We start from the raw sequence: 16049 nt of genomic DNA, 5'->3' as shown, positions 1-16049 counted from the left end.
AGCCGGCAATTCAAAATTGCCAATCCAGGGACATTAACCCAATTCCAAACAATAACTCAAATCATTGTTATTCAAGCACTAAAAATTCTAATTTAAACTTAAAACGGGACTTTACAATTCCTCATTCCCTACCTTTAAACCTTGCGAAACCTCTTTTAACCTCGCGAAACCTTGCGCTCACTTCTCCTTCCGCCCAGTGCCGAGCAGCAGCAAAATCAGCAGCATGAAGCCCGTGGCGCCCAGGCTCCACCACGTGATTTCGGGCACGCCGCGGTGGTAGGGCATGTCGGGCGAGTAGCGGCCCAGCAGCGTGAGGCCCGAAAACAGCAGCCCGCCCACGCCCAGCAGCGCCAGAATGGTGCGGCTCACCAGTTGGTCGGCCTTGCGCATGAGGGTTTGGTAGCCCACCAGCTCAAACTTCAGCCGCAGCTCGCCCTTGCTGATTTTGCGCACAATCTGGCGCACGTCCGAGGGCAGCGTCTGGAGCAGCGCCAGCAGTTGGGTGCCGGTGTATTCGGCCTCGCTGAGCAGGTTTTGGCGGGAGTACTGCTCCTTGATAATCCTGGCCCCGTAAGGCGCCACGAACTCGAAAGTGTTAAAATTCGGATGCAACACCTTGCCGATGCCTTCCAGAATCACCAGCGCCCGCAGGATGAGGAACACCGCACCCGGCACCTGTAATTTGTAGTTATAGATGATGTTCTGGAGGGCGTCGGCGAGGTCGCTCATGCTCATCTCCTTCACGTCGAGCATCGCAAAATCCTCAATTAGCTGGCTCAGATCGGCCTCGAAAGCCCGCATGTCAGGGATTTCGGCGGTGAGGGCCAGGCGCCGGAAGTTGAGCGCCATGCTGCGGGCATCCTGCCGCGCCATGCCGATAAACACGCCCGCGAAGGCGTATTTCTGCTGCTTGGTGAGGCGGCCCACCATCCCGAAATCGATGAGGACAATGGTGCCATCAGGGCGCACCAGCACATTGCCGGGGTGCGGGTCGGCGTGGAAAATTCCGAACTCAAAAATCTGAGTCAGGTAGATGTCCATGCCGTTTTCGGCCACCGTAGCGGGGCTGAGGTCCCAAGCCAGCAGCTGCGGCTTGTCGGTGATTTTGCAGCCGCTCACGAACTCAATCACCAGAATGCGCGCCGTACTCAGCTCGCGGTAGGGCTTGGGTACGTAGAAGGTGGTGTAGTTTTCGTAGAGCTTGCGAAACTGCTCCATGGAACGGGCTTCGGCCGTGTAATCCAGCTCCTTGCTCATGCTGCGCTCGAAGGCGTCCACGATGTCCTGTGGGTTGGCCAGGCCCTGCTTTTGCAGGAAGCCGGCCGTGAGGCGCACCAGCTCGTGCAGCAGCGCCAGGTCGGATTTCACCTTTTGCTGCACGCCGGGGCGCTGCACTTTCACCACCACTTCTTCGCCGCTCAGCAGCCGCGCCCGGTGTACCTGCCCGATGCTGGCCGAGCCCAGCGTCACGTCATCAAACTCGCTGAAAACCTCCGAAATCGGCCGGCCCAGCTCCTCCTCGATAATCTGGCGGGCCAGGGCCGTTTCGAAGGGCGGCACGTTGCTTTGCAGCTTCTCAAACTCGTCAATCAGGGCCTCGGGCAGCAGGTCGGCCCGGTTGCTCATGGCCTGGGCCAGCTTGATGAAGGTGGGGCCCAGCTCCTCGATAATGAGGCGAACCCGCTCCCAGCGCGTGGTTTCGAATACCTGCCGGTCTTCGCGCTGCCAGCTCAGGCGGCGGCTCTGGCTCACAAGGCGGCGCAGCGGCGTGGTCGTCACCACGTCCTCAAAACCGTAGCGCAGCAGCACTTCTGCTACCTGCCGGATGCGGGAAAGGTTGGAAATCGTGTTTTTGAACATCAACAGCGAATGTAGGGCTTTTGCTGTAGCGCGAACTTTGTAGTTCGCGCCCCTGGGCCGACCAAACAAGGTCGTTCGGGTATGCGAACCACAAAGTTCGCGCTACGAAAAAGCCCCGCTCACGAAACGCAAACGGGGCTTTTGAGCAATGAGGCAAGCCTTATGCCTGGCCTTCGGAATTGGCAGCCGGGGCAGCGGGCTTCTTAGCGGCCGGCTTTTTGGCAGCGGCAGGCTTGGAAGCGCCGGCTTTAGCGGCAGCCGATTTCTGGGCCGTGCCAGCAGCGCTGCTCACCTTGTCGGCGGCTTTTTTCACAGTGCCGGCAGCTTTGCTGGTGGCGCTGGTCGCAGGCTTGGCAGCGGCTTTGGGAGCGGGCTTTTTGGCGGCGGGCTTGGCTTTGGCTTTCGAATCGCCCAGACCGACGGTGGTTTTCACGCGGTCGGCTAGGCCCTGGAACTGCTTTTCAAGCTCGGCGCGCTTGGTTTCGCCGCTTTTCAGCAACTCATCCACAATTTTCTTGCCTTCCTCCTGGGTCATCTTGTTGTCCTTCACCAGCTTCTCGATGGTGCTCTGCACCGTCTTGCTGCCTTGGGCAATGTAGCCGACGCCGGCATTGACGAACTTCTTAAACAAATCTTCCATGGGGTTGAAACGGGTTGAAGTGAAAGGGTAAAAAGGCGAAGTGGTTGAAGTAAAAGCCCTTGATGCACAAAAGTAGTATGCAAGCCGACTATTTTCGATGCAAACCTACGAACACGCTGCAATATAGTTGAGTTGTGTACGCTGTTTGGGCGTTAAAGTGACTGGAAACCATGAAAATGCGGCATATTTTTTCTTCACAGGGTAAACCTCAGCCTGCGATGTCCAGAACGATGTAGAGACGCCACACCTCGCGTCTCATGGTTGAACATTCGGCCCGAACAATCCGGGCGCCGAGACGCGAAGTGCGGCGTCTCTACATCGTTCTAAGCCGCCATTCGTCCACGAGCCTGACGACTCGTAGCGGCCGCTCGCCGCTGCTCTGCTTCTACCTGTGGCCATCGTTTCTCCAGAAAAGCCGCTACCTGGTCAAGCGCCTGACGGGCCTCGGGCACAATGCGCCAAAACAGGTGCCACCAATGCACCAGGCCTTCAAATGGTTGCAGCGTGACGGGTACGCCGGCGGCGCGGGCTTTGTCGGCAAAGCGCAAGGCGTCGTCGTAGAGTACTTCGGCGGTGGAAACCTGAATGAGCAGCGGTGGCAGCCCGTGCAAATCGGCCTGCAGGGGCGAAAGCAGCGGATGCGAAAGCGCCGTTTTGTGAGCGTAGAGGGGGCCCCAGTTGCGCATTTGCAGGGCTTCGAGCAGGAGGCCTTCTTCGCGGGCCACGCGGCGCAGGGCGGTGATGGGCAGGTTGAGGTCGGTCCAGGGCGAGAGGCCGATGCCGGCGGCGGGCAGTGGTTCGCCGGCGTCGCGCAGAGCCAGCAGTAGGGCCAGCGCCAGGCCGCCGCCAGCCGAGTCGCCGGCCACCACAACGTCGTGCGGCTGATAGCCGTGGCGCAGCAGCCAGCGGTAGGCGCGCCGGGCATCATCGAGCGCGGCAGGAAAGGGGTGGTCGGGCGCCTTGCGGTAATTGATGGTGAGCACGTTGAGACCGCAGCGCTGGGCCAGGCTGCCCACCAGGCTGCGGTGCGTGTTGAGCGAGCCCAGCACGTAGCCGCCGCCGTGCAGGTAGAGCATCACCCGCGTGGGGTGGGCGGCGCGGGGCCGCAGCCACTCGGCTTCGAGGCGTTTGTCCAGCTTCAGACTTTCCAGATTCACCTTCCAAGGCATGAAATTGAAGAGCGAGCCGGCCTCCATGGCCAGGCGCATGGCGCCCACGCTGGGCTTGCGGCGGGCCAGCGGCGCGGCCGCCGCCGTGAGGAGCTGCTTGAGCAGCAGGTGCTGGAAGGAGGGCATTGGGTGGGATTTTGGGGAAGGGAGGAAAGCGGGAACGGGCAAAACGGGAACGTCATGCAGAGCGTAGCGAAGCATCTTGCCTGCAACAAGTAAACCAATCGGCAGGCTTAGTAGTGGCGGTAAAGATGCTTCGCTACGCTCTGCATGACGTTCTTTTAGAACTGTTCTAACTACTACGGTTTCTGCCCCAGCTTATTGCCTTTGTAGCCTTTGATAGCCAAGGGAATCCAGCCTAACAACGGGATGAAATAGGCCAGGGTTATGGGGTTGCGCCAGAGCATGCGCAGCCAGGCGCCGGGCCGGTCGAGCTGCATGCGGAAGTTACGTTGGCCCTCCTTCACGTAGCGGCGCTCGAACTCGGTGAAGACGGCCGGCCAGGCGAAGGGCAGAAAAAATGGGAAGAAGCGGCGGTTTTCCTTCATGCGCTGCCACAGCTCGCCCCAGCGGTAGGGCTTCTGGCCGTGGGCTCGCACGGCGGCGTCCATCTCCGTTTGCATTTGCTGGCGGATTTGCTCGCTCAGGGCCAGGTATTCTTCGCGGCTCAGCTCATCCACCGTTTTATTGGTGAGGTCGGAAGGGCGGATGCGGGTGCCCATCACGAAGGTAAGCTTGGCGGGCAGGGCCAGGTAGAAGGCCCAGGGCTGGATGAGCACCAGCAGCAGCAACACCGTGAGCGGCAGGAACGGGATGCCGATTTTTTTGGTGAGGCGGTTTATCCAATCCACGCTGTAGGCGTAGGGATTGAGGTATTCGGCGTTGATGGTGTAGAAGGGCACGATGTCAGTGCCGTGTTGCAGGCCCAGGCGCACCATGCTGGTGGCCAGGCGCTGCAACTCGTACTTGCGGTTGAACCCCTTGCCGATGCCGGGCACGCCCTCCGGGTAGAGCATCAGGTTGTGGTCCTGGTAGTACATCATGGTTTCGAAATTCAGCGTCGTGGCGTCCACGCAGCCGCATTTCTTCCAGAAGTCTTTCACCAAATACGGGTTCATCAGAGCCGTTTGGGAGAGCAGCGGGGCCGAGAGCGGGCGCGGCAGGTCGCTCATGCGCTCGTGTTTGGGCAGGTAGCGGAACAGGTGCGACAAGGCCACGATGGCATCCCAGGGAAAGGCCATGCCCGAGTGATTGGAGGCAAAAATCAGGGGCCGGTCGGGGTTGTTGCGTTGCGGGAAGTCCTCAAAACCGACCAGTTCCGACCGGAACCAGACGCGGTCGAGCAGCTGCAGGATGTTTTCGTCCACCGTGCGGGTGAATTCCTCCTCGAAATAGTCGTCGTAGATGTGCTGGTTGGCCTGAATGGCCGGCGGCGGAGGCGAAGACGCGGTGGTGGCGGGCATGGGTGGGCGGTGCAGCAGACGGAGGGCGGAAGATAGGCGAATTTCCAGCGTCGCGCTTTGAGGACGTGCTGAAAGCGGTTCCCGCAGGGGCGCAGTGGTTCACGCAGAATAGCGCAGGGCGCGAAATGCCCCTACCCCCTACTACCGAAAATGGCGCTGCCCACGCGCACCAGCGTGCTGCCTTCGGCCACGGCCAGCGGGTAGTCACCGCTCATGCCCATCGAAATATCCCGAAAAGCCTCATCGGCCGCGAAATACGTGGCTTTCAGGTGCGCAAAGTAGCCGCGCAGCTGCTGAAACTCCTGCCGCAGTTGGGCATCGTCATCGGTGAAGGTGGCCACGCCCATCACACCGGTCAGGCGCACGTTCTGGAATTGGCGGTATTCGTCGGACGTGAGAATTTCCTCGGCTTCGGCCAGCGTGAGACCGGATTTAGTTTCCTCCCGGGCGATGTGGAATTGCAGCAGGCCGTTGATAACGCGGCCATTGGCGGCGGCTTGCTTGTTGATTTCGCGCAGCAATTTCAGGCTGTCGATGCTTTGGATGGTGTGCACAAACGGGGCCAGCAGCTTCACCTTGTTGGTCTGGAGCTGGCCGATGAGGTGCCACTCCACATCCGCGGGCAGTTGGGGCTGCTTGGCGGCCATTTCTTGGGGCCGGTTTTCGCCGAAGCAGCGGGCGCCGGCGTCGTAGGCCTCCTGTAGCTTTTCGATGGGGTGGGTTTTCGTCACCACGCACAGCCGGGCGGGCGTGCCAGCCAGCTCGGCGTTGAGGCGGTGGATGTTATCGGCGATGGACATTAGGGAATAGGTTGATTTAAACGAATCAGAAAGGTCGTGTTTACCGGCTTCCAACCGGCGCCTATTGTAGCGTGGACTCTGCGAGTCCGCGCCTTAGCGAACGTCCCGGCAAAGCGCGGACTCGCAGAGTCCACGCTACAACAAACCGCCTCACTGCTTCACTTCTTTGAACCCCATTTTCTTCACCTCTTCCTCCGAGAGGTTTTTTACCTCCGAAATCACGTTCACGTCGGATTTCTGCACCAGCGGGGCGGCGGTGGCGGCGGCGGTACGGGTTTGCTGCTGCTGTTGCTGCTCGGAGCTGGCCTGCACCACTTTGGTGTTACTTTCGGCCTGCTTGAACTCGATATTGACTTGGTTGACACGCTGCTGGGCCACGACGAGGTCGCGGCGCAGGCCTTCTACTTGGTGGCGGTATTCGTCGGTGGTCATCGACTGCTTTTTCAGGTTTTCCTGAATTTCGGCCACCTTGCGCTTGAGGTCGTCGGCCTCGGCTTTGGCGGTTTTCAGCTCGCTTTCCTTCTGGCGGCGCTCCTGCTCGGCGCGGTCGGCGTCCTGACGGGCGCGGTCCGACTGCAGGCGGCCGGCCAGCTCGTTGCTGCTGATGAGGTTGTCGCAGTTTTTGGTGAGCAGCAGGTTGTTCAAACTCACCAGGTCCACGCTCACCACGTAGTCGGTCTTGAACTGGTCGGAGCTGCTGTACACCTTGCCGCCGGCGCTGAACACCGTGCCCGACACGCCGGACTCGGCCCCGACTTCTTGGTACACGCGGCTGTGCACGCTGCTGAGCTTGGCCGAGCGGATGTAGTAGATGCGCTTTTTCAGCTCCGGAGCCACGTTTTTGGCCGCCTTGCAGATGTCGAGGTAAGGCACAGCGGTTTCGGGCACCAGCACGCCGCCAATGTCGGTAATTATGAGCTCCACGATGGAGGCGTGGTTGGCGGCCACCGAGGCCACCATGTAGCTGCCGTTCATCTTGAAAGCGGTGCTGATTTTGGAGCTGTAGAGCACGTCGGCCAGCGTCTGGTTGCGCAGGGGCGGCTCGCCGGGCTTGATGTACTGGCCGATGATGCTGGCCTTGTCGCGGTCTTCGAGCAGGATGAGGCAGCCGGTGAGGTCCTCAATCTTGTTACGGTACATGGCCAGGCCCTTGATGAAGGTGCGGTCGGTGTAGTCGCGGGGCAGGTTGGCGTTGAGGGTGGGCGCGCCATCGGTGAGGCGCACCCGCATGATGTGGCCCTGGGCAACTGCGGGCAGGCGGTCCAAGGTCATCAGCAACGTCAGGCCGAGAGCCAGCAAGCTTTTATTCATGAGAGCAAGACAGCCAAAGGGAAAGCGTGGCAGGCTGCCTGAGCAAAAGTAGGGCGACGCGCCGGTGGTTCGTACCCCGAAGCTGTGCTTCGGCCCCCGCAGGGTGGTTTCATCGAGGCTAATTTTGAGGCTTTGCTCCGCCGGAGCCTGAACCGGCGCGGCCGACAAAAGCTCCGACGCGAGCCAAAGCGCAACTTCGGGGTACGGGCTCAATCCTCCAGCGGGTTGCTCATAAACGTGCTTTTCAGGGCCAGCCAGGCCAGCCACAGGGCAATGGCCAGCCACAGATACGGCCGGTAAAAATCCCGGGTGTTGCGGAAGCGCAGCTGCTTAATTTCGGACTTTTCGAGGCGGTTGATTTGGTTAAAGACTTCGCGCAGGGCGCCATTATCGGTGGCCCGGAAAAACTGGCCGTCGGCCGCCGCCGCCAGCTCACGCATGGTGGTTTCGTCGAGGCGGGTTTGCACGTAGCGGGGCTTGCCGTTTTCGTCCTGGCCGTAGGGCACGAAGCCATCCTTACCCAGCCCGATGGTATAGATGCGGATGCCAAAGGCATGCGCCAGCTGCGCGGCCAGCAGCGGGTCGAGGCTGCCAGCGTTGTTTTCGCCGTCCGAGAGCAGAATGACTACCCGCGAGCGGGCTGTGGACTCGCGCAGGCGGTTGGTAGCCACGCCCAGGGCCGAGCCAATGGCCGTGCCGTCGTTGTCAATCATGCCCATGCGCAGGCTGGCCAGGTCTTCGCGCAGCAGGTCGTAGTCGGTGGTGAGGGGAGCCAGCGAGTAAGCGTCGCCGGCGAAGGCCACCAGGGCCAGACGGTCGCCCACGCGGCTTTTGAGGAAGTCGGTGGCCAGGCGCTTGGCGGCTTCGATGCGGCTGGGGCGTAGGTCCTGAATGGCCATCGAGCCCGACACGTCGAGGGCCAGCACAATGTCGATGCCCCGGCCCGACTGCTCCACCCGCTCATCCGTGCGCTGGGGGCGGGCCAGCGCCACTACGCCAAACGCCAGCGCGAAACCCAGCAGCACATCGGGCACGAAGCGCAGGGCCGCCGTCCAGTCGCGCCCGCCCTCGCCCGGCCCGAAGGCCACGCCCACCCGCGCCCGGCGCCGCGCCAGCAACCGCCGCAGCAGAAACAGCAGCGGCACGGCCCCCAGCAACAGCAGCAGCCGGGGGTGCTGCCACTGGTAGTTGGCCAGCGTGGCGTAGCGCAGAAGGTTGAAAAGGTCGTTCACGCGGGGGCGAAAGTAGCGCGGACTTTTAGTCCGCGTCCGGGAATGGAGGATGATTGGACTCGCGGATTAAAAGTCCGCGCTACTCCGTTACCGATGCATACCGGCGCTCGGCAAAGCCGCGCAGGCGCTGGAAGGCACGGTCCACCTCCTTGGCGTCTTCGCTTTGCAGGTTGCCGTAAATCACCTTGTCGGTGGCGGTGAGGGCTTTGCGCACATCGGTGTCGTTTTCGAAATATGCCACGATTTCGCGGGTCGTGAAGGAATTCAGGCCGCTGTTTTCGAGGCCGGCGAGGTAGTTTTTCCAGAGCACCACGGCGCGCTCCACGTTGGTGGCCGAGCGCGACAAATCGAACCGCTCGACGTGGCGCGCAAACTGGGCCAGAAAGTAGCCGTGGTTTTTGCGCAGCTTGTAGGCCTGGTAGCGCCGCGTGAGCGGCCGCCGAAACAGCAGGGCACTGCCCCCCAGCAGCAGCAGCACGGCCATGGCGCCCGCAATCCAGTAGGGATAATTGAAAACCGGCTCCACGGGCACCAGGGCCAGGTTTTGGCGCAGGGCGGGCAGCGCCTCCCCCACCGGCGGCGCGGCCGTGCGGCGCAGGCGCACGCGGCTGGCCGGCGGCAGCACGCTCAGCGTATCCTCGCCCTGGAGCACGGCCACGGGCAGGGCCAGCGTCTGTACCGAATCGAGCCGGAAGGTGCGCAGGTGGTAGATGGCGCGGTCGAGGCTGACGCCGCGGCGGGTGCGGGTGGGGAAGTAGGTTTTGCCCGCGTATTCAAACGGCGCGAACCGGGCCAGCGAATCCGGGAACACCACTTCCAGCCCAGGTGCGTGCTCGTAGCGCAGCTCGTAGTCGAGCGGCTCGCCCACAAGGACGGTTGGTTTCAGGAAGCGGCCCTGCGGCACGGGCAGCGGGGCCGGCTGGGCGTGGCTGCTTTGGCTGAATAAGAACGTCAGGCAGAGTGATACCAGGCAAAGCGCCCTATGCGTCGCCCTCCCCCCCGGCCTTTCTCCGAAAAATAAGGGAGCTGCGGCGCTGGCTTGTAGCGTGGACTCTGCGAGTCCGCGCGTTGCAGAACGTTCGCCCAAGCGCGGACTCGCAGAGTCCACGCTACAATCGGCAGGCTTTCCTCTCTTTTGGAGAGAGGCCGCGGGTGAAGACGACGCATAGGGCGACGCAAACTGCTGCGCAAGCGCCAAATAACCTTTTGATATCCAATTACCCTTACCCACGACGCCCAAATTGCTGACGGTGACGAAATAAATTCACGAGTTGAGGCACGAAATCGCCCTCCGTGCTCAGCGTCAGGAAGCCGGTGCGGGTGCGGCGGCACAGGTTCACCAGCTCGGCCTCTTGGCGGTCGGCGCCGGACTCGATGCGGGCCCGGAAATCGGCCGACGAGGTGTTGACCCAGCGCACCTGGCCGGTTTCAGCGTCGCGCAGCGGCACAATGCCCAGGGCCGGAAACTGCCGCTCGCGCGGGGCGCGCAGCTGCACCACAATCAGGTCGTGGCGCTGGGCCAGCATGGTGAGCTCGCGCTCGTAGTGGCCATCGATGAAGTCCGAAATCAGCACCACCAGCGTGCGGCGCTTGAGCAGCCCCAGCGCCTGCCGGATGCCCGCCCCCACGCCCGTGCCCCGCGAAACCGGCTCCAGCGAAAACAGCCGGTTGATGAGGGCATACGCCGCCCGTGCGCCCTTGGCCGGCGGCAAGTACAATTCCTTCTGGTCGCTGAACGCCAGCAGGCCCAGCCCCGAACCCTGCCGCGCGGCCGACAGGGCCAGAAGCCCCGCAATGTCGCGGGCCACATCGAGCTTGCGGCGCTGGCCGTCGCCCACGTCCAACGAGGCGCTCACATCCAGCAGCACCAGCACCTGCTGCTCCTTTTCCTCCTTGTAGGTTTTCACGAAGGTGCCGTGGCCTTTGCTGCTCACGGCCCAGTCGATGGCGCGCACCTCGTCGCCGTACTGGTAGAGGCGCACGTCGTCGAATTCGAGGCCCGTGCCTTTGAATACGGAGTGAAAATCGCCCTGCAGCTGGGCCTCCACCGCCTTGCGGATGCGGATTTCGAGGTGGCGCAGGCGGCGCACCAAGTCGGTGAGGGGGGAATTCATAGGGCACAAGGAGCAGAGGAAACGTCATGCTTCGCTGCGCTCTGCATAACGTTCTTTTCACCACTGAAGACGAAGCTACGGCGCAGGCGTAACTTTGCCCTTGTGAAAATCTTCCGTCGTTGCTGCTTGGGCCTGGTGCTGGCCCCTCTCCTGCTGGCGCTGCCCGCCTGCGACCGCCCCGAAGACGCGCCCCCGCCCGCCGACCTGCTGCCCCGCGAGAAAATGGTCCGCCTGCTGGCCGACCTGCACGTGCTGGAAGCGCAAGTCGAAAGCAGCCGCCTGCCACCCGATTCGGGCCGGGCCCTCTTCCTCTCGCAAAAGAAAACCCTGCTCTGGTCCCGCGAAGTCACGGACTCCACTTTCCAACGCAGCTACCGCTACTACGGCATCCACGGCAAGGACTTAAGCGAAATCTACAATTCGGTGGTCGACACGCTCAGCCAGCGCCAGAGCAAGTTGGGGCCGATTATCCCGCCGTCCGCCACCGCCCCGGCCGCTGCGGCCACGCCGCCACCGCCCGCCAACGCCGGCACCTTGGCTAAATAAGCCGGCTGCCGTTGGGCACCGGGCCGGCCACGGCGGCCAGCACAATGTGCCCGTCGGCATCGGCAAAGCCCGTAACCAGCACTTCGGAGCGGAATTTCCCGATTTGCTTGGGCGGGAAATTCACCACGGCCTGCACCTGGCGGCCCACCAGCGTTTCGGGTGTGTAGTGGTGCGTGATTTGAGCGCTGGACTTCTTCAATCCGATTTCGGGGCCAAAATCAATCAGCAGCTGGAACGCCGGACGGCGCGCCTCCGGCAATGGCCGCGCTTCCAGAATGGTGCCCACGCGCAGTTCGACGCGCTCGAATTCGGCCCAGATAAGCGGGGCCGGGGAAGGAGAATTCATGAGATGGAGAATAAAAAAACGTCATGTCTCGGCTACGCTCGACATGACGTTCTGGTTTGAGCGGGCTATTGTCAAAATAAACTAAGCACCCTACTCCACCGCAAATGCCTTGAGCTGCTCCAGTTTCACCTGGGTTTGCTTTTCCCAATAGGCTTGTTTGGCGGCGTTCAGGCCGTGGTTGGTTTCGGCGTCGTAGCGGTTTTGCTCCCGGTCCCACTGGTCGTACACGCCCTTGGTGAGGTTATTGAAGGCCGGCTGGAGCTTGTTGCAATCGGCCCGGGCCTGGAACACCAGCAGCTTCTGGCGCATGAGGCGGGCGTACACTTCGGTGATGTCGAAATGAATCTGCTCGTGGCGCAGCAGCGCGGCCGAAATAGTGGCAGGGTTCCGTATCCAGGAAGTATTAGGGTTGAAGGTGGCGCGGACGGTGCCGGTAAACACGAAGTCGCGGCAGGCGGCATCGGCCTTGAGGTCGGACGTGGTGAGGGCGGCCAGCTGGTCGGAAGGCCCGGGCCGGCCCAGGAAATCGGCCACCGTGAGGGGCCGTGTGGCCGACCATGCAATGGGTGCCGCCGGTGCAGGTTTGGCCGAGGGCGTTGCAGCAGGTTTAACCGCCGGCCCTTGCAGCAAACCAGCCAGCAGCAGTATCGAATTCAAAAAAGAAAGCATAAGCGAAGAGGTCGAAAGTCATCGTTAATTTGACGTGCCAAACACGGCCGTCCCAACAAAAATTGCTTTCGCCGTTAAATACCGCCCGTTGCGGCGCTAGAACACCCGCTCCGAGGCCTCAGCCGAAACGGGCACCACCGCCCCCGGTGCCGTTTCGCGCCGGAAGCGCAACAGCAGCACCACGGCCACGATGCTCAGCCCCGCGAGCAGGCCAATCCAGACGCCGGGCGCCCCCAGGTGCAGCCGGAAGCCCAGAAAGTAGCCCAGCGGCAAAGCCACCGCCCAGTACGCCAGCAGCGCCACCACCGAGGGCACTTTCACGTCTTCGAGCCCGCGCAGCGCGCCTAGCCCCATCACCTGCAAGCCATCGGATACCTGAAACAGGGCTGCGATGAGCAAGAGCGTGGCCGCCTGGGCCACCACGGCCGGGTCGTGGCTGTAGAGCAGCGGCGCCACATGCCGCGTGGCCACAAACAGCAGGCCCATGGTGCCCATAAATGCAAACCCCAGCGCGTAGGCCGCAAAACCTGCCTGTCGCGCTTCGGCCCGGTGGCCGCTGCCGTGCAGGTTGCCCACCCGAATGGTGGCCGCCGCCGCAATGCCGCTGGCCGCCATGTAGGTGAAAGACGCCAAGTTGATGGCCACCTGGTGCGCGGCCAGCGTGGTGGCCCCCAGCCAGCCTATCATGATGGCCGAAGCGGCAAAGGCGCCCACCTCAAAGGCCATTTGCACCCCGATGGGGGCGCCCAAATCGAAGAGGCGGCGCAGCGTGGCGGCATCGGGCAGCCAGCGCCCCACGGCGGCGCGGTAGGCGTGCAGGCGCGGCGCCAGCAGCACGTAACCCGCCATAAGCCCCGCCATGAGGATGCGCGCGATGAGCGTGGCCCAGGCCGAGCCCATCAGGCCCATGGCCGGAGCGCCCCAGTGCCCGAAAACGAGGGCGTAGCACAGGGCGGCGTTCACCACGTTGGCCAGCACCGACAGCCACATGGCCTGGCGCGTGAGCCCCAGCCCTTCGGCAAACTCCCGAAAACCCTGAAACACCATCAGCGGCAGCAGCGACCAGCTAATGACCCGCACCCAGGGCGCGGCCATCGTCACCACCTCGGGCGGCTGGCCCAGAAAGTGCATCAAAAAGGGCAGCTGCTGCCCCACTCCCACCAGCGCCAGCCCGGCCAGCGCACACAGCCACACCGACGACGCCAGCAGGCGGCCCAGGGCAGGAATATCGCGCCGGCCGTGGGCGGCGGCCACCAGCGGCACGCTGCCCATGCTCAGGCCAATGCCGAGTATCATGAGCACCGTGGTGCTGCTCACGCCCAGGCTCACGGCCGCCAGCGGCACCGTGCCCGTGCGCCCCACCAGCACCGAATCGACGAAGCTAACCGAGATGTGGCCCAGCTGCGAAAGCACCACCGGGTAGGCCAGCAGCAGCGTGGGCCGCACATGCGGGCGGATATTATCTAAAGTCTTTCCCATAAAATATTGCCCGGCAAAGGTACAGCTCGGGGTTTGGGACCGGTCGTAGAGTTTGCCAGGATGACAGGCGAAAACTATGTCCATACCGCCGCCAGCAGCTTCCGCAGCCGCACCAGCGCCTCGCGCAACTCCGCTTCGGCCACGGCATACGACATGCGCACGAAGCCGGGCGCGCCGCAGGTAGCACCATCTACCACCTCTACGCCGGCCGCCGCCAGCCGCTGCACCAGTTGCGCCGAGGCTTCCACCACTGGCACCCCTGCCGTGAGAAAGCGGGTGAAATCGGCAAATATGTAGTAAGTGCCTTCCGGTGCCACAGTGGCTGGTGCGCCCGGCAGGGCAGCCAGCGCCGCCAGCAGCAGCTCCCGATTAGGCGTTAGCTGCGCGCACAGCCCGGCCCCAATTTCCTCGGCGTGGCGGGTGGCAGCCAGCGCCGCCAGCTGGGCTGGCACTGGCACGGCCACGCCGGTGGCAAACAGCCGGGCCACCACCGCTCGGGCCAGGGCCAGCGGGGCCACCAAGCAGCCCACGCCCCACCCAGCCAGGGCCAGCGACTTCGAAAAACCGCTCACCACCACGTGCCGCTGCCCGGGGTCGGGCAGGGCCAGCAGCGTGGGCACTGGCACAGCCCCGAAGCAAATGCCTTCGTAAATCTCATCGCTGAGCACCCAAAGCTGCGGGAAATCGGTCGTCACGGCCAGCAGCGCCGCCCATTCGGCCCGCGAGTATACCCGGCCGGTGGGGTTGTTAGGGTTGCTGAGGATGAGCAACCGGGTAGCCGGCGTCAGGGCCGCGCGCAGCGTTTCGGGCGTGAGAGTATAGTTGTCGGCCGCCGCCAGCGGCCGAGTGCGCAACACGCCGCCGGTCCGCCGCACCAGTTCAAAAAATCCGAACCAGTTGGGCGTGGGCAGCAGCACGTCGTCGCCGGGCCGCAGTAGCTCGCTTAGCAGGGCGAAGAGACCGGTTTTGGCCCCGCTGGTCACCACCACCTGCTCCGCTACCACGCCGGTCGCCCCGCGCTGGCAGTAGCGCCGGGCCAGCGCCTCGCGCAGTTCAGGTAAGCCAGCGGCCGGGCTCACGGCCAGCGGCTCACCGGTCTGCCGGGCAGCTTCCAGCGCCTGCGAGGCCGCTGCCAAAGCCACTTCGGGCACCGCGAAGTTTCCGTAGCCGGAGGCCAGGGTGATAGGTTGCATTTTTTTATAGAAGTTCTCGAATGAAGTGAAGTGCCGTCATGCAGAGCGCAGCGAAGCATCTCGCGTGCAGTAGTAATCTAAGCGGCGCAACGAAGCATGCGAGATGCTTCGCTGCGCGCTGCATGACGTTCTCACAAGCCCCTATGCTTGCCGGGCCGCCAGCACCACATCGGCAAAATCGCCGGACGCGTCTGTGAAGACTTCTACCACCCGCAGGCCGACTTCGGCTGCGAGAGCTTCAATCTGAGGCAGGGTGAATTTGAAAGAATTCTCGGTGTGAATAATCTCCCAGGCGGCGAAATCAACGGTTTCGTCCAGCGCCGCGATGCGGACCTGCTGGGCGCAGGTACTCACCAGAAACGAGCGCACGGCGCCGGTCAGGGGGCTGTAGTCGGTGTAGTGCTGCCAGTGGGCTAGGTCGAAATCGGCGTCCAGCTCGCGGTTGAGGCGGGTGAGCAGGTTGAGGTTGAAGGCGGCCGTCACGCCCTGCGCGTCATCGTAGGCGGCCCGGATGCGGCGCGGGTCTTTCTGCAGGTCAAAGCCGATGAGCAGGCGGTCGGCCGGGCCCAGCGGGGCGGCCAGCTGGCGCAGGAAATCCAGCCGCTCGGCCGGGCCAAAATTGCCGATGTTCGACCCCAGAAACAGCACGGCCTTACTGCCGGGCCAAGTACGCAGTTGGGTGAGGGCCGTGGCATAATCTTCTACCACCGGCGCCACGCGCAGGGCGGGCAGCTCCCGGCGCAGCGTGTCCACCAGCCCCGTCATGGCGCCCGCCGAAATATCCACCGGCGCATAAGTGAAGGCCGTGGCGGTGCGCAGCAGCTCGCTTAGCAGCAGCTTGGTTTTGGCACCGTCGCCCGCGCCCAGCTCCACCAGCGAAAAACCGTCGCTGCCCGCCGGGCTCAGGGCCGCCGCCAGGGCCGGGCCGTGTTCCCGGAAGATGGCAAACTCGGCCCGCGTGGGGTAATATTCCGGCAAGTCCATGATTTGCTGGAACAGCCGGCTGCCCGCGTCGTCGTAGAAATACATCGACGACAGCGTTTTGGGCATTTTGCCCAGGCCCTCGGCCACGTGCTGCGCCAGCTCGGTTGTGACATTTAACATTTAGCAATAAACATTTAACACTCCATCGACTTGGCCACTGGGCCAGCATCAGACGAAAGGAGTTGAGCGAAAGGGTGGGATTGGAAAGAACGGAGGCCTGGGGCACCTCCAGGCGAGCGGCGG

Annotated in this window: 15 protein-coding genes; 1 reads left to right on the top strand and 14 read right to left on the bottom strand. The window is 63.1% G+C overall.

Annotated features, from left to right (window positions below):
* Positions 1–177 precede the first annotated feature (177 nt).
* The 9 genes from Q5H92_RS17540 to Q5H92_RS17500 form a co-directional block, all read right to left on the bottom strand.
* The gene (locus Q5H92_RS17540) at positions 178–1860 is read right to left on the bottom strand and encodes an ABC1 kinase family protein (protein ID WP_305012854.1); all 1683 of its coding nucleotides are present in this window, start codon (positions 1858–1860) and stop codon (positions 178–180) included.
* Positions 1861–2020: 160 nt separating this feature from the next.
* The gene (locus Q5H92_RS17535; RefSeq protein WP_305012853.1) at positions 2021–2500 is read right to left on the bottom strand and encodes a phasin family protein; all 480 of its coding nucleotides are present in this window, start codon (positions 2498–2500) and stop codon (positions 2021–2023) included.
* A 323-nt stretch (positions 2501–2823) separates the two neighbouring features.
* Positions 2824–3795, bottom strand: coding sequence for an alpha/beta hydrolase (locus Q5H92_RS17530; RefSeq protein ID WP_305012852.1), 972 nt, complete (start codon positions 3793–3795; stop codon positions 2824–2826).
* 173 nt (positions 3796–3968) lie between these two features.
* On the bottom strand, positions 3969–5132 hold the full coding sequence (locus tag Q5H92_RS17525; RefSeq protein WP_305012851.1) for a lysophospholipid acyltransferase family protein: 1164 nt from the start codon (positions 5130–5132) through the stop codon (positions 3969–3971).
* 131 nt (positions 5133–5263) lie between these two features.
* Positions 5264–5932 carry a YggS family pyridoxal phosphate-dependent enzyme gene (locus tag Q5H92_RS17520; RefSeq protein WP_305012850.1) on the bottom strand — a complete coding sequence of 223 codons (669 nt, stop codon included), beginning with the start codon at positions 5930–5932 and terminating at the stop codon, positions 5264–5266.
* A 150-nt stretch (positions 5933–6082) separates the two neighbouring features.
* Positions 6083–7243, bottom strand: a complete 1161-nt coding sequence (locus tag Q5H92_RS17515; protein WP_305012849.1) for a hypothetical protein — start codon at positions 7241–7243, stop codon at positions 6083–6085.
* Between the two features lie 209 nt (positions 7244–7452).
* Positions 7453–8475 (bottom strand): VWA domain-containing protein, encoded by a 1023-nt coding sequence (locus Q5H92_RS17510; protein WP_305012848.1) that lies wholly within the window; start codon positions 8473–8475, stop codon positions 7453–7455.
* Positions 8476–8554: 79 nt separating this feature from the next.
* Complete coding sequence (locus tag Q5H92_RS17505; protein ID WP_305012847.1) at positions 8555–9379, bottom strand: hypothetical protein; 825 nt, start codon at positions 9377–9379, stop codon at positions 8555–8557.
* 319 nt (positions 9380–9698) lie between these two features.
* The gene (locus Q5H92_RS17500; protein WP_305012846.1) at positions 9699–10589 is read right to left on the bottom strand and encodes a DUF58 domain-containing protein; all 891 of its coding nucleotides are present in this window, start codon (positions 10587–10589) and stop codon (positions 9699–9701) included.
* 102 nt (positions 10590–10691) lie between these two features.
* On the opposite strand from Q5H92_RS17500, the gene Q5H92_RS17495 reads away from it, so the two are divergent.
* Positions 10692–11135 carry a DUF4296 domain-containing protein gene (locus Q5H92_RS17495; protein WP_305012845.1) on the top strand — a complete coding sequence of 148 codons (444 nt, stop codon included), beginning with the start codon at positions 10692–10694 and terminating at the stop codon, positions 11133–11135.
* Here the strand turns inward: Q5H92_RS17495 and Q5H92_RS17490 are convergent.
* The 5 genes from Q5H92_RS17490 to egtD all read right to left on the bottom strand — a co-directional run bounded on the left by Q5H92_RS17490 (position 11128) and on the right by egtD (position 15926).
* Positions 11128–11481 carry a tRNA-binding protein gene (locus tag Q5H92_RS17490; RefSeq protein WP_305012844.1) on the bottom strand — a complete coding sequence of 118 codons (354 nt, stop codon included), beginning with the start codon at positions 11479–11481 and terminating at the stop codon, positions 11128–11130. The genes Q5H92_RS17495 and Q5H92_RS17490 overlap by 8 nt on opposite strands.
* A 90-nt stretch (positions 11482–11571) precedes the next feature.
* Entirely contained in the window at positions 11572–12150 is a 579-nt protein-coding gene (locus Q5H92_RS17485; protein WP_305012843.1) for a DUF922 domain-containing protein, read from the bottom strand.
* Positions 12151–12246: 96 nt separating this feature from the next.
* A complete protein-coding gene (locus tag Q5H92_RS17480) occupies positions 12247–13629 on the bottom strand; it encodes an MATE family efflux transporter (protein ID WP_305012842.1) in 1383 nt (460 codons plus the stop codon).
* 74 nt (positions 13630–13703) lie between these two features.
* Entirely contained in the window at positions 13704–14822 is a 1119-nt protein-coding gene (locus Q5H92_RS17475) for a pyridoxal phosphate-dependent aminotransferase (protein WP_305012841.1), read from the bottom strand.
* Between the two features lie 141 nt (positions 14823–14963).
* Entirely contained in the window at positions 14964–15926 is a 963-nt protein-coding gene (gene egtD / locus Q5H92_RS17470; protein ID WP_305012840.1) for an L-histidine N(alpha)-methyltransferase, read from the bottom strand.
* Positions 15927–16049 lie beyond the last annotated feature (123 nt).

Source organism: Hymenobacter mellowenesis (genome assembly GCF_030581005.1).
In the GTDB taxonomy this organism is placed as follows: Bacteria; Bacteroidota; Bacteroidia; order Cytophagales; family Hymenobacteraceae; genus Hymenobacter; species Hymenobacter mellowenesis.
This window is presented reverse-complemented; position numbering and strand designations above follow the sequence as displayed.

Bases quoted from the DNA above. Each gene is read 5' to 3' on its own strand.
- Q5H92_RS17500 (WP_305012846.1), bottom strand. From the start codon at position 10,589: ATGAATTCCCCCCTCACCGACTTGGTGCGCCGCCTGCGCCACCTCGAA.
- Q5H92_RS17515 (WP_305012849.1), bottom strand. From the start codon at position 7,243: ATGAATAAAAGCTTGCTGGCTCTCGGCCTGACGTTGCTGATGACCTTG.
- egtD (WP_305012840.1), bottom strand. From the start codon at position 15,926: ATGTTAAATGTCACAACCGAGCTGGCGCAGCACGTGGCCGAGGGCCTG.
- Q5H92_RS17485 (WP_305012843.1), bottom strand. From the start codon at position 12,150: ATGCTTTCTTTTTTGAATTCGATACTGCTGCTGGCTGGTTTGCTGCAA.
- Q5H92_RS17490 (WP_305012844.1), bottom strand. From the start codon at position 11,481: ATGAATTCTCCTTCCCCGGCCCCGCTTATCTGGGCCGAATTCGAGCGC.
- Q5H92_RS17475 (WP_305012841.1), bottom strand. From the start codon at position 14,822: ATGCAACCTATCACCCTGGCCTCCGGCTACGGAAACTTCGCGGTGCCC.
- Q5H92_RS17530 (WP_305012852.1), bottom strand. From the start codon at position 3,795: ATGCCCTCCTTCCAGCACCTGCTGCTCAAGCAGCTCCTCACGGCGGCG.
- Q5H92_RS17480 (WP_305012842.1), bottom strand. From the start codon at position 13,629: ATGGGAAAGACTTTAGATAATATCCGCCCGCATGTGCGGCCCACGCTG.
- Q5H92_RS17525 (WP_305012851.1), bottom strand. From the start codon at position 5,132: ATGCCCGCCACCACCGCGTCTTCGCCTCCGCCGCCGGCCATTCAGGCC.
- Q5H92_RS17520 (WP_305012850.1), bottom strand. From the start codon at position 5,932: ATGTCCATCGCCGATAACATCCACCGCCTCAACGCCGAGCTGGCTGGC.
- Q5H92_RS17540 (WP_305012854.1), bottom strand. From the start codon at position 1,860: ATGTTCAAAAACACGATTTCCAACCTTTCCCGCATCCGGCAGGTAGCA.
- Q5H92_RS17535 (WP_305012853.1), bottom strand. From the start codon at position 2,500: ATGGAAGATTTGTTTAAGAAGTTCGTCAATGCCGGCGTCGGCTACATT.